Genomic DNA, 12,555 nt, shown 5'->3' on the forward strand with positions numbered 1-12,555 from the left:
ATGGCAGCAAAGAATCAGAACACGGTCGTCACCGCGACCCAGAAGACCGAGCCGGAGGCCAAAAAGGATGCGCTGGCCACTGCGCTGGCCCAGATCGAAAAGCAGTTCGGCAAGGGTGCCGTGATGAAGCTGGGTGATAACGCCTCCATGCAGGTGGATGCCATTTCCACCGGCAGTCTGGGTCTGGATCTGGCTCTGGGCGTGGGCGGTGTGCCCCGCGGCCGCATCATTGAGGTGTACGGCCCGGAATCCAGTGGTAAGACCACGCTGGCTCTGCACATCCTGGCCGAAGCCCAGAAGCAGGGCGGCGAAGTAGCCTTCATTGACGTGGAGCACGCACTGGACCCCACCTATGCCGAAGCGCTGGGCGTGGACATCAACAATCTGCTGGTCAGCCAGCCGGACACCGGCGAGCAGGCCATGGAGATCTGCGAAGCACTGGTGCGCTCCGGTGCCATCGATGCCATCGTGGTGGACTCGGTTGCCGCCATGGTGCCGAGGGCTGAGATCGAGGGCGAAATGGGCGACAGCCATGTGGGCCTGCAGGCCCGCCTGATGAGTCAGGCCATGCGCAAGCTGACTTCGGTCATCGGCAAGACCAACACGGTCTGCGTCTTCATCAACCAGCTGCGTGAAAAAGTGGGCGTGATGTACGGCAACCCGGAGGTCACCACCGGCGGCCGCGCCCTGAAATATTACGCCTCGGTGCGCATCGACATCCGCCGCGTGGAGGGCCTGAAGGACTCTTCCGGCCAGTTCATCGGCAACCACACCCGCGCCAAGATCGTCAAGAATAAGGTGGCACCTCCGTTCCGTGAGGCAGAGTTCGATATCATGTTCGGCGAGGGCATTTCCAAGATGAGCGAACTCATTGATGTGGGCGTGAAGCTGGGCATCGTGCAGAAGAGCGGCGCATGGTTCAACTATGGCGATATCCGTCTGGGTCAGGGCCGCGACAACGCAAAGCAGTTTCTGAAGGACAATCCCGAGATCGCAAACGACATCGAGGGCCAGATCCGCGCCAATGCCGATAAGCTGTACGCATCCCGCCGCCCGGCAGGCAAGGGCGCTGCGGCCAAGGCCGAGGAACCCGCCAAGGCTGCAGATGCCAAGGAGCCGGTGGTCAAGGCTCCTGCCCGCAGCAGCGAGAGCGAACTGGATATCATGGTGGAGGACTAAATGTCCTTTTATAAACGCCGCCGCCCGAAGCAGGAAGAAGAAAAGTGCGCCGACCCGGCCAAGGCCCGCGCCCGCGCACTGGATGCGCTGGCCTCGCGCGAGATGTCCTCGGCACAGCTGTATGAACGGCTGTGCTATGGCTTTACCGAGCAGGCTGCAGCGGCTGCTGTGGCTGAGATGGTGGAGCTGGATTACGTAAACGATGACCGCTATGCCGAAGCCCGGGCACACAGCCTGCTTGCCGCCCGCAAGAGCCGCCGTGCGGCGGCCCAGAACCTGCGGCAGAAGGGCCTTTCCGGCGCGCAGATCGAGCAGGCGCTGGAAAGCGTCTATGCCCCGGACGCAGACGGCGAAAGCCCGGAGCTGGAAGCTGCCGCCGCTCTGGTGCGCAGCCGCTACATGAAAAAGCTGGCCGATGGCCGCCGCGACCTTGTGGTGGCCGCCCTGCAGCGCCGCGGCTTTGCGTATTCGGTCATAAAAGAAGCGATAAAAAGAGCGGAAGAAGAATAAAAAGCACCCCTCAAAAGAGAAAGAGAGTATCATCCCCTATGAAAATTGCGTGTATTTCCCTTGGCTGCCCCAAGAATCAGGTCGATCTGGATGTGATGGTGCACATCCTGCTGTCTGCCGGCCACGAGACCGTGGCCGATCTGGCCGAAGCAGATGTGATCCTTGTGAACACCTGCGGCTTCATCGAGAGCGCCAAGACCGAAGCCATTGAAAACATTCTGGAAGCCTGCTCCTACAAGCAGCAGAACCCGGAGCTGAAGGTCATCGTCACCGGCTGTCTTGCCGAGCGCTACCGCAGCCAGATCGAGGAAGAGATCCCTGAGGTGGACGCGGTGGTGGGCTGTGCCTCCAACAAGGCCATCGACACCATCGTGGCCCGCCTGTTCCATGGTGAGGACCATCTGGAAAGCTACGGTGCCAAAAAGGACTTTCCGCTGGGCGGCAAGCGTGTCATCGGCACGCCTGCCCACTATGCGTACTTAAAGATCGCTGAAGGCTGCAACAACCGCTGCCACTACTGCGCCATCCCCGGCATCCGCGGCCCGCTGCACAGCCGCGATATGGCCGACTGCGTGGCCGAAGCCCGCTGGCTGGCCGGTGAGGGCGTGAAAGAGCTGATCGTGGTCGCACAGGACCCCACCGCTTACGGCGAGGACTGGGGCAAGCCCGGCAGCATCTGCGAGCTGCTGGATAAGCTGAACAAGGTGCCGGGCCTCGAGTGGATCCGCATTATGTACGCTTACCCGGAGCGCATCACGGATGAGTTCATTGCCGCCATGAAGCGCAATGAGAAGGTGGTGCCCTACCTCGATCTGCCCATCCAGCACTGCAATGACACCATCCTCAAGAATATGAACCGCCGCTCCAACCGCGCCGAGCTGCTGGAAGTGATCGGCAAGCTGCGCCGCGAGATCCCCGGCATCACCCTGCGCACCACTCTGATCGCAGGCTTCCCCGGCGAGACCGAGGAGCAGTTCGAGGATCTGTGCAATTTTGTCAAGGAAGTAAAGTTCGACCGTCTGGGCTGCTTTGCCTATTCTGCCGAGGAGAACACCGTTGCTGCCAAGATGGACGGCCAGATCGATCAGGAGACCAAGGACAAGCGCGCCGAACTGGTGATGCAGATCCAGACCGGCATCATGGCCCAGAAGCAGGCCGAAAAGGTGGGCCAGATCGTGCATGTACTTTGCGACGGCATCGACGAGGAGAGCGGCCTGTATCTGTGCCGCACCACCGGCGATGCTCCTGAGGTGGACGGCAATGTGTGCGTTTCCAGCGAGGAGCCGCTGTACCCCGGCCAGTTCTACGATGTTCTGGTGGACGACAGCGACCTTTACGATCTGTATGGTACTGTTGCAAAATAACAAATTGGAGGAATCTGTATGAATCTGCCCAATAAACTCACTTTGACCCGCATCCTGCTGGTACCGGTGTTCATGGTCTTTGTGTCCCTCACCAGCCTGAACGGCATTGCGGATGGCTCCTTCCAGCCGACGTATTACCTGATCGCAGGCATCGTCTTTGCTGCCGCCAGCTTTACTGATTTTCTGGACGGCCATCTGGCCCGCAAGTGGAACATGGTAACGGACTTCGGCAAGTTTGCCGACCCGCTGGCCGACAAACTGCTCACCACGGTGGCCTTCATTTACATGATGCGGGACGGCGTATGCAGCCCGGTGGTGCTGTGCATCATTCTGGCCCGCGAGTTCGCGGTGTCCGGTCTGCGCATGGTGGCAGCCGGTGCCAAGGACGGCAAGGTGATCGCCGCCAATATGTGGGGCAAGGTGAAGACCGTGCTGCAGATGCTGAGCATCATCTTCTACTTCTTCGGTATCTCGCTGACCTATGGCAATACCGTCCTCGGCAATCTGAACGTCTGGCTCATCTCCTACTGGCTGTGCTGGCTGGTGGCTGCCGTGACGGCCATTTCCGGCATCAAGTACCTGTGGGACAACCGCAGCTTCATCAACACCGCAAAATAATCCATTCTGGAATAAAATGAAACAAAATTCGCTTTTGGATCAGCTTCGGCGGGTGTTGTCCATTCTGCTGAACCTGGCCGTGGTGCGGATGGAGCCCATCGCCATCCGGATGAGCTGGGAAGCGGTGGGCGAGCAGTCCCTGACCTTCTACACCGAAAACTCCAACCTCTTCTCGGCGGCGGTCTGCCTGCTGGTGGCAGTCTGCCAGCTGTGGGCGCTGCTGTCCGGCCGTGCGCTGCCCCGCTGGGTCAAGCGGCTGAAGTTCATTGCGGCCTGCTGCCTGACCCTGACCTTCCTGACGGTGGTCTTCGTGCTGGCACCCTACTACCCCGATGAGGGCGGTGTGGTGTTCCTGCTGACGGAAAGCTCCATGCTGTACCACCACCTGCTGAACCCGGTCCTCGTTTTTGTCTCCTTCGTCTTTCTGGAACGGGAGCCGCGGCTCCCGGCCCGGAACATCCCGCTGGCGCTGGTGCCGACGGCGATCTACGGAAGCATCGCCCTGTGGGCCAACTACCAGCGTCTGTGGACGGGGCCTTACCCCTTTTTGCTGGTGTATGAGCAGACGCCCCGGCAGACGGTGCTGTGGTGCGCGTGCATCCTGGCCGGGAACCTGATCTGTGCAGCGCTGGTCTGGTGGCTGGGGGGCAACAGCCGGAAACGCCGATAAACTGCAACCAAAAGAGCCTGTTTTCTGACGGCAGCTGCCGCCGGAAAACAGGCCCTTTTTGCGTGAAGCAGGGGGGACGGATCAGTCTGCTTTCTTGTATTCCGCCTTCATAGCAGAATAACCGATGAGAACGGTCCACACATAGGCACAGGTCTTGGGGATCATCAGCAGGCCGATGACCGGGATCACATCGCCCCACAGCACCACCGGGATATAGAACCCGAAGCTCAGCACGATGGTCATCCACATCCAGCGAAAAGCCGAGTCGTCATGCTCCTTGGCACTGCGGTAGAACAACACGATGATCAGCAGGCCCATCAGTGCAAAAGGAATGTTACGGTAAATGCCCCAGGACAGCGGAGATTCGGCGCTCAGCCACTGGTTCTGCGGCATCATGCACAGGATAACACGGGCAGCCGACAGCGCGTAGACGGCCCAGGTCACGGCCTTCTGGCCCTGGATGTGGTAGCGCTCACGCCAGACATAGTACAGCAGCACATAGAATACCGTCATGGTGACCGAGGTAATCCACTTGCCCAGACCCAGCTGGAAAGCGTAACTGTCAAGGCCGGTGGTGCACAGGGCCAGTGCGCGGGGCACCAGATGGAAGGAATCACCGGCACCCAGCACCACAGCCATCCAGCCAAACAGCTGGAACTGGGCGGAGCCTTTGCTGTTCCGGATCATGCGGATGCCCACGGAAAGGACGGTGAGTAGGTAAAAAATGTCAAAAAGCGTTTCAAAGATCGCACGCATCGTAAAAATCTCCTTTGTTGTCTGAAATGGGTGGAATGGGGGAATGCAGCGGGGTCCTGCCTGAGAGAACGGAACCTCACCTCCTTAATTGAACAATGTTCACTTTGACGGATAAAAAATCCCCACGAAACCGTGGGAAATTTTTTAATAGATGGCCCGCCGGACGATCTCCAGCACCATGGACGGGTCGAAATCCTGCTGCACCAGCGCGGAAAGCATCTGGGAAAACAGGACCCCGGCAAACCGTTCGGCAGTGAACTGGTCGTTGAAGGCGTCCGGCCGGACGTTGGGGTCCTGCTGCAAGACGAAACACAGCTGCCGCAGGATGTGCTGCCACGCCTGCTGCATCTGCTGTTTTCCATCCGCCGTGCCCTGGTGCATAAAGCCAAGGGAGTGATGGGTGAAAAAGCCGGGATACTGGGCGCAGCCGTATTCCAGCTGCCGATACATCCAGCGGACACAGGCCAGCGTGTCCCGGAAGACGGCTGCGTCCTCCGGGCGGTGGAAGATATCGTTCCAGATGCTTTCCACCGTGGCGCTCACCAGCTCGGTCTTGGATGCAAAGTAGTTGTAGATGCAGCCCACTGACACACCGCAGGCCGCAGCCACGGCGCGGATGTTGACCGCTGCCCATCCATTTTGCTGGATGAGGGCACGACTGGCTTTTAAGATATCCTCTTTGGAGGTTGCGGTAAGATTCATGCGATCACCTCAAAATGAACTGCGTTCATTATAGGCAGGACACAGCGTTCTGTCAAGGGGAAAAGCAAAAAAGTTTTTGGAAATTTTTGCACAGTGCAAAAAGGCTGCCCCGCGGGAAGACCCATGGGACAGCCTTTGAAAGAACGCTGGTCGTTACAGCAGCGGGATGCCTGCCTTGGCGCAGGCTTCGCGGGTGGCTGCGTCCCAGACGCTGGCCTGCACTTCGCCAATGTGGGCGCTGCCCAGCAGCAGCATGCACAGGCGGCTCTGGCCGATGCCGCCGCCGATGGAGTAAGGCAGCTCACCGTTCAGTACGGCCTTGTGGAAGGGCAGGGCGCGGCGGTCGTCGCAGCCAGCCATGGTCAGCTGCTTGTCCATGCTTTCAGGGCTGACGCGGATGCCCATGCTGCTCAGCTCATAGCTGCACTGCAGCGGGTCGTTCCAGAACAGCAGATCGCCGTTCAGATCCCAGTCGTCATAGTCGGGGGCACGGCCGTCATGGGGCTTACCGCTCTTCAGCGGAGCGCCGATCTTCATCAGGAAGGTGGTGCCGTGCTCCTTCACAAAGGCGTTCTCACGCTCCTTCGGGGTCAGGTCCGGGTACTGGTCCTCCAGCTCCTGCGTGGTGATGAAGGTGACGTTGGGGCTGTGCAGCGGCAGCTCCTGCAGCTGGGGGAACATGGCGTGCAGGTTCATCTCGGTGGCGCAGACAGCGGACACGATGGAGCGCACCACGCTCTTGAGGTAAGCCTCGTTGCGGTCTTCCAGACGGATCACCTTTTCCCAGTCCCACTGGTCCACATAGATGGAGTGCAGGTTGTCCAGATCTTCGTCGCGGCGGATCGCGTTCATATCGCAGTACAGGCCCTTGCCCACACGGAAATCGTAGTCCTTCAGGGCCTTGCGCTTCCACTTTGCCAGTGACTGCACCACCTGTGCCTCAATGCCGCTTTCCTTGATATCAAAGGTGACCTTGCGCTCGACACCGTTCAGGTCGTCGTTCAGACCGGTGGATGCTTCCAGAAACAGCGGAGCAGACACGCGGTACAGGTTCAGTGTGGCGCACAGGGTGTCGGCAAACAGACGCTTGACCGTACCAATGGCGCGCTGCGTGTCGTACAGGTTCAGCGCGGGCGTATAGTTTGCCGGGATGATGGTTTTGCTCATGGCAGTTTACCCCTCTCTTGCGCTCCAGACCGGCCGAATTGCCGGAGCCGGAGACGCTTCCCTTTAATATAGTAAATTATGGCACAAGTTGAGGGAGATGTAAAGGGGAATGCCGAAAAAGCTGCGCTCAGGCGGGCAGGGTGCACATCCCATCCGGCTGCAGCAGGATGAGAAAAAGCCGTTCGGTCAAAAGCTGCATGAAGGACCTCCGTAAAATGATTGACAAATCATAAAAAAACTCTATAATAAAGATGCAAAAGGCGCTACCCGGCAAAACGGCTAGCTCCTTACTGACACGTCAAAGAGAAAATGACCGTGCGTTGGGGAACGTTGGGCGGTCATTTTTCTTTTTGTCGTTTTTATCTTTTCGCGATTCCAGCATCCGAAATGTGATATCGAATGTTACATGTACCGTGGTGACGATCAAGGTCAGCAAAATACCATAAAATTCGACGCTCCGCAAGATAAAATCAAGATTTGCCGCCTTGACTTTCGTAGGCCGGACAGATATAATAAATCTGTATCAGAACAAATGCGTTGATCCGGGCAGAGTAGCGCAGGGAGCGTCTGCACAGAGAGAACGGGCCGTTGGCTGGGAGCCTGTTTGCAGAGGACTGTGGGAAGTGCGCCCGGAGAGCACACTGCGGGAAGGACAGTATCGCAGTGCGGCGGCCGCCGTTACCGGCTTTGAGCGACAAACAGAAGTGGAACCGCGATTTGGAATGAGAACCGCCTTCGTTGCTGTACCAGGGTACAGCGAGGAGGGCTTTTTTGTTTTTGCGGCTTCTGTCTGCCACACAAAAGGAGAGTTTTTTATGCAGATTTTCAATACGCTGACCCGCCAGAAAGAAGAATTCGTGCCGCAGGTGCCCGGTGAATACCGCATCTATGTCTGCGGCCCTACCGTTTATAACTATATCCACATCGGCAACGCCCGCCCGCTGATCGTGTTCGATACCCTGCGCCGCTACCTTGAGTACCGCGGCAACAAGGTGTTCTATGTTTCCAACATCACCGATATCGACGATAAGCTCATTAAGAAGGGACAGGAAGAGGGCACCTCCATGAAGGAGGTCGCTCAGCGCTTTGAGGCCGAGTACCTCAAGGATGCCGCCGGCCTCAACTGCAAAAAGCCCACCGTGCAGCCCCGGGCTACCGAGCACATCCAGCAGATCCTGGATATCGTGAAGGATCTGATCGACTCCGGCCACGCTTATGTTGCCAAGAACGGCGATGTGTACTTCCGGGTGAAGAGCGATCCCGAGTACGGCAAGCTGAGCCATTTGAAGCTGGACGATTTGGAGAGCGGCAACCGTGAGCTGCGCAGCCAGATGGACGACGACCTGAAGGAGGACCCCGCAGACTTTGCCGTGTGGAAGGCCGCAAAGCCCGGTGAACCTGCATGGGAAAGCCCCTACGGCATGGGCCGTCCGGGCTGGCATATCGAATGCAGCGCCATGAGCCGCACCCATCTGGGCAAGACCATTGATCTGCACTGCGGCGGTCAGGACCTGATCTTCCCCCACCACGAGAATGAGATCGCACAGAGCGAGTGCGCCAACGGCTGCACCTTTGCCCGCTACTGGATGCACAACGGCTTCATCAACGTGGACAATCAGAAGATGTCCAAGAGCCTGCACAACTTCTTCACCGTGCGGGACGTGGCGGATGTCTACGGCTACGAACCCATCCGCTATTTCATGCTGACCGCAGGCTACCGGATGCCCCTGAACTACACCGTGGACCTCATTGAAAGCTGCAAGAACAGCCTGGAGCGCCTGTACACCTGCCGCGAGAATCTGGATTTTGCCCTGACCAAGGACACCTTTGGCACCGACGAGACCCTGAAGGAAAAGGCTGCCGAGGCCCGCACCAAGTTCTGCACTGCCATGGACGATGACCTGAACACCCCGGATGCACTGGCTGCCGTGTTCGATCTGGTCAAGGAGATCAACACTCTGTCCGCTTCTTCCACCAAAGAAGCGCTTGAAGCTGCCGCCAAGGCGTTCGACGAGATCACCGGCGTACTGGGCCTGCTGTACAACCGCAAGAAGGACGAGGTGCCCGCCGAGGTGACTGAGCTGGTAGAGAAGCGTGCCGCCGCCAAGAAGGCCAAGGACTGGGCCACTGCCGATGCCATCCGTGCACAGCTGACCGAACTGGGCTGGGCGGTCAAGGACACCGCACAGGGCCCGCAGCTGAGCAAGCTGTAAAGAGCGGAAGAAACTGCCGTGCGTCTGCGCGGCAGTTTTTATATCAAAATTTTGAGTTACTTGAATCCCGTTATTGACCCAAAGGGCAGGATGCGGTAAAATAAAGTTGGTCCAAAGCAATTTTTGGCCCGGCGGGAAGTTTCCCGCCGCACGACCGCAACCTTTGAAATGCAAACAGGAGGTCTGCCATATGAAGACCAAAAGGATGATCTCGCTGCTGCTCGCCGTCCTTCTGACGCTGAGCGTGGCCGTTACCCCGGCGTTTGCAGCGTCGGCGGGGGATCTGCTGCCCGCCGCAGAAAGTGCAGATGTCGAGGAAAGCAATGATGTCGTTTCCATCCGCCTGACCACGTCGGGTGAGTTGGTTTATGGTTCGCCGTTCACCCTCAGCGTCGTGACCAAACCCGCCGACACCCAGTATATCGGCGTGGTCATCGGCACCAAGGGTGAGGCAAAGGGCTATGTGACGCTGGTCCTCTCGGACAAGATCCGCACCCTGCTCAAGCTGATCCCGCTGCCGCGCAAGATGTCCGCTACGCCGGATCAGCAGGAAGAATTCAACCTCTATGCCTACATCAAGCAGCTCATTGACGGCAACGACGTGAGCGTACTGCTGCGGGTGGCCGACGAGGTCGTTTCGGTGATGGATGTGCTGCAATTCTATATGCCCACCATCAAGGACGTTTCCACCGGCCTGAAGCTGGCGCTGGATCTCATCCGAAAATTCCTGCCGGATGGCGCCTTCAGCCGCATCTACGTGGATGAGCAGCCGACCGAGTCCGGCAGCTATGTGGCCGGTGCAGTGGCGCTGGAATCCGGCGACGTGAACACCGCCGGTGTGGCCATGTTCCGCATCAAGCCGAAGACGGAAGGCGTCCGCACCTACTGGGCGCAGGAAGTGCCCGAAACGATGACCGTGGAGGAAGCACAGAACTACGACCTGAGCGCTGTGCTGGAAGTGGACGGCCAGCCCGTTCCGGAGGGCAAGATCAGCTACACCTATAAAAAGGACGGCTGGTTCGGCAGCAGATCCGACACCCTGCCCACCCAGCCGGGCGAGTATGTCCAGACCGCGACCGTGGGCGGCAACTACTCCTGCGAGAAGATCACCCGCACCATCGTCATCCAGTAAAAAAATCAGATGATGAAAAGACCCCTGCCGTGCAGCTGCATGGCAGGGATCTTTTGTATCAGTGTATCAGCATCAGATGCCCCGGAACCGCCAGCCCCAGCCCCAGCCGCCGCCGCAGCAGCAGTTGCAAAGCAGGTTCAGCAGGATCATGCTCCAGCACCACTGCATCAGGCCGCCCGGCTGGGCATAGGTCGTCTGGGTGCGGTAGGTGCGGCCGGAGCTTTGCAGATTGCGCAGATGCACCTGGTATTCGGTGTTGCCCGGCTCCATCTGGGCGGCGCGGCGGGCGTCCTGCAATGCGTCGATGCTGTTGCCCAGGCCCTGGTTCGCCAGCGACGAGAGGTAATACCAACGGGCGGTGCGGTTCGCGATGCCGTCCAGCACGCGGCGGGCCTCCGCATAGCGGCGGTTCACGATGAAGTTGCGCGCCGCCTGCAGTTCGGGCGTGTCCGCGCTGCTGAAGCCCGGCCCACTCTGCTGCTGGTAGCCGCCAAAGCCAAACCCGAAACCGAACGGGTCGAACCCGAAGTCCCAGTCGCCGTCCTGCTGGCTGTAGCCCTGCTGGTAGCCGCCGCTGTAGAAGCCACCATAGCTCTGCTGCTGGCCGTAGGGGTTGCCGTAGCCGCCGTTCTGGGGGCCGGTCTCGCCCTTGGTAATGGCATCGTAAGCCGCCTGCACTTCCTTGAAGTGCTCCTCGGCGGTAGGATCGTTGGGGTTCAGGTCCGGGTGCCAGCGCTTGCACTTGGCGCGGTATGCTTTTTTGATCTCGTCATCGCTTGCGCCGCGCGAAACGCCCAGCACCTCATAGGGGTCTCTCATGGATATACTTCCTCACGTCTCTACGAACTTGCGCGGCCTTGCTGCCGCACGAACAAAATTAAGTGTACAGGACAACGCCTGAAAAATCAAGAGAAACCGCCTCATTCGGCGGCTCTGGGGGGATTTTTTGCATGTTTGCAGTTGTATTTGAGCCATACGCCGGAGTAAAGGATGTTGCGCAGCAGGTCTGCGTCCTCCACGCAGGGCAGGCGTTCAAAGCTCTGGGCACACTGCGCCAGCAGCAGCTCAAAGATCTCTTTCATCTCTTCCTCATAGCCGGGCTGCTGGTGCAGGCTGCGCAGCGGGTTGTAGGCTCCCTTTTTCAGGTCGCGGTCGAGGTCGTCATAGGCATCCAGCAGGTAGATGAACTTGCCCAGATGGAAGCCGATGCTGCGCAGCTCCGGCGACCAGTGATCCTGCCGGTAGTCGAACAGCTCTGCCATCAGCTCGCCAAAGCAGCCGGACACGGCGTCCAAGTCTTCACTGCCCTCGGCCTCGTACTGCGTCAGCCTGTCCAGACAGGTGCGGATGGCGCTGCACTGACGGGGCCAGCGTTCGGCGGCTGCCGCAGTGGGGGCGGCGAGCAGCGCCTCGAACCCCAGCCCCAGCAGGCTGCGGTCGTCCTTCCACTTATCCTCGGCGTTGTAGTAGTGGAGCGCAACGCTCAGGTCGGCGCAGTAATCGGTTGGCCCGCTGGAACGCCAGTCCACCTTTCGGATGGGGTGGATGGGGCAGTGGTCTGCGCCGGTGTGCAGCGCGGTCTCGCCCTCGTACAGGCTGCACAGCAGCAGGTTCAGGAAGGTGAGGTCATAGCTCAGCGTAAAGCGGCCCCGCAGGCCGTGCAGTGCGTCGATGCGGCGGCACAGCCCGCAGTAGGCTGAGCGGTACCGCGCCTGCGCTTCCGGCGAAAGCGCAGCCTGATTCGGGATCACATATCCGAACATGGCTCAGCTCTTTTTGATGAACTGGGTGCCGCAGCGCGGGCAGGAGATCTGGATGCGGCCGCGGCCACGGGGCACACGCAGCTTCTGGCGGCACTTGGGGCAGCGGTAGTAGTGGTAGAGCTTGCGGTTGGCCCACTGATCCTTCAGACCGCGGAACTTGTTGTCCACCCGGTCTTTGAGGGTGTAGAACTTGTAATTCTCTTCGGTCCGCTTCGAGATGTTGCGGCTGAAGGTGCGGTAATAGCAGAAGCCCAGCAGCACCAGACCCAGCCATGTGAACAGGCTGATGCGGCTGACGATGGCGATGAGCAGCAGAACCAGAGAGGCGATGCTCAAAAACTGGTTCAGGCCATCGGTACCGTAGCGGCCGATCATAAAGCGGCGAAGTTTTTCTCTCATAATCGTACAGTCCTTTGTCCTCAAACTCTTCAAAAGGGGACGGCCGAAGCCGTCCCATAAACTCTTTACACCCATAGAATAT

At 59.2% G+C, this 12,555-nt stretch carries 13 protein-coding genes; 7 read left to right on the top strand and 6 right to left on the bottom strand.

The annotated features are described in order from the left end of the window. Genes recA through ACNQFG_RS04970 form a run of 5 tightly spaced genes read left to right on the top strand, consistent with a single transcriptional unit; the run spans position 1 to position 4,341 of the window. Positions 1-1,179, top strand: coding sequence for a recombinase RecA (gene recA, locus ACNQFG_RS04950; RefSeq protein ID WP_423406202.1), 1,179 nt, complete (start codon positions 1-3; stop codon positions 1,177-1,179). Beyond that, entirely contained in the window at positions 1,180-1,689 is a 510-nt protein-coding gene (locus tag ACNQFG_RS04955; RefSeq protein WP_097774405.1) for a regulatory protein RecX, read from the top strand. Positions 1,690-1,727: 38 nt separating this feature from the next. Then, positions 1,728-3,053 carry a 30S ribosomal protein S12 methylthiotransferase RimO gene (gene rimO, locus ACNQFG_RS04960; protein WP_423406203.1) on the top strand — a complete coding sequence of 442 codons (1,326 nt, stop codon included), beginning with the start codon at positions 1,728-1,730 and terminating at the stop codon, positions 3,051-3,053. A gap of 18 nt (positions 3,054-3,071) precedes the next feature. Then, positions 3,072-3,671, top strand: a complete 600-nt coding sequence (gene pgsA / locus ACNQFG_RS04965) for a CDP-diacylglycerol--glycerol-3-phosphate 3-phosphatidyltransferase (RefSeq protein ID WP_423406204.1) — start codon at positions 3,072-3,074, stop codon at positions 3,669-3,671. Positions 3,672-3,687: 16 nt separating this feature from the next. Continuing rightward, a complete protein-coding gene (locus ACNQFG_RS04970) occupies positions 3,688-4,341 on the top strand; it encodes a hypothetical protein (RefSeq protein ID WP_423406205.1) in 654 nt (217 codons plus the stop codon). 81 nt (positions 4,342-4,422) lie between these two features. Here the strand turns inward: ACNQFG_RS04970 and ACNQFG_RS04975 are convergent, their stop codons facing one another. The 3 genes from ACNQFG_RS04975 to asnA all read right to left on the bottom strand — a co-directional run bounded on the left by ACNQFG_RS04975 (position 4,423) and on the right by asnA (position 6,966). Further along, positions 4,423-5,097 carry a hypothetical protein gene (locus tag ACNQFG_RS04975; RefSeq protein ID WP_423406206.1) on the bottom strand — a complete coding sequence of 225 codons (675 nt, stop codon included), beginning with the start codon at positions 5,095-5,097 and terminating at the stop codon, positions 4,423-4,425. A gap of 144 nt (positions 5,098-5,241) precedes the next feature. Then, on the bottom strand, positions 5,242-5,799 hold the full coding sequence (locus ACNQFG_RS04980; RefSeq protein ID WP_423406207.1) for a TetR/AcrR family transcriptional regulator: 558 nt from the start codon (positions 5,797-5,799) through the stop codon (positions 5,242-5,244). A gap of 153 nt (positions 5,800-5,952) precedes the next feature. Continuing rightward, on the bottom strand, positions 5,953-6,966 hold the full coding sequence (asnA, locus tag ACNQFG_RS04985; protein ID WP_005942692.1) for an aspartate--ammonia ligase: 1,014 nt from the start codon (positions 6,964-6,966) through the stop codon (positions 5,953-5,955). 815 nt (positions 6,967-7,781) lie between these two features. Here asnA and cysS point away from each other — a divergent pair. Next, on the top strand, positions 7,782-9,179 hold the full coding sequence (gene cysS / locus ACNQFG_RS04990; RefSeq protein WP_423406208.1) for a cysteine--tRNA ligase: 1,398 nt from the start codon (positions 7,782-7,784) through the stop codon (positions 9,177-9,179). A 190-nt stretch (positions 9,180-9,369) separates the two neighbouring features. Continuing rightward, positions 9,370-10,311: a hypothetical protein gene (locus ACNQFG_RS04995; protein WP_423406209.1), complete on the top strand. Its 942-nt coding sequence runs from the start codon at positions 9,370-9,372 to the stop codon at positions 10,309-10,311. 72 nt (positions 10,312-10,383) lie between these two features. Here the strand turns inward: ACNQFG_RS04995 and ACNQFG_RS05000 are convergent, their stop codons facing one another. From ACNQFG_RS05000 to ACNQFG_RS05010, 3 genes are all read right to left on the bottom strand, one after another. After that, the gene (locus ACNQFG_RS05000) at positions 10,384-11,130 is read right to left on the bottom strand and encodes a J domain-containing protein (RefSeq protein WP_423406210.1); all 747 of its coding nucleotides are present in this window, start codon (positions 11,128-11,130) and stop codon (positions 10,384-10,386) included. 101 nt (positions 11,131-11,231) lie between these two features. After that, positions 11,232-12,074 carry a DUF5685 family protein gene (locus tag ACNQFG_RS05005; protein WP_423406211.1) on the bottom strand — a complete coding sequence of 281 codons (843 nt, stop codon included), beginning with the start codon at positions 12,072-12,074 and terminating at the stop codon, positions 11,232-11,234. A gap of 3 nt (positions 12,075-12,077) precedes the next feature. Beyond that, positions 12,078-12,473: a hypothetical protein gene (locus tag ACNQFG_RS05010; RefSeq protein WP_423406212.1), complete on the bottom strand. Its 396-nt coding sequence runs from the start codon at positions 12,471-12,473 to the stop codon at positions 12,078-12,080. Between the last annotated feature and the right edge of the window lie 82 nt (positions 12,474-12,555).

The organism is Faecalibacterium prausnitzii, assembly GCF_049532945.1.
In the GTDB taxonomy this organism is placed as follows: domain Bacteria; phylum Bacillota; class Clostridia; order Oscillospirales; family Ruminococcaceae; genus Faecalibacterium; species Faecalibacterium prausnitzii_N.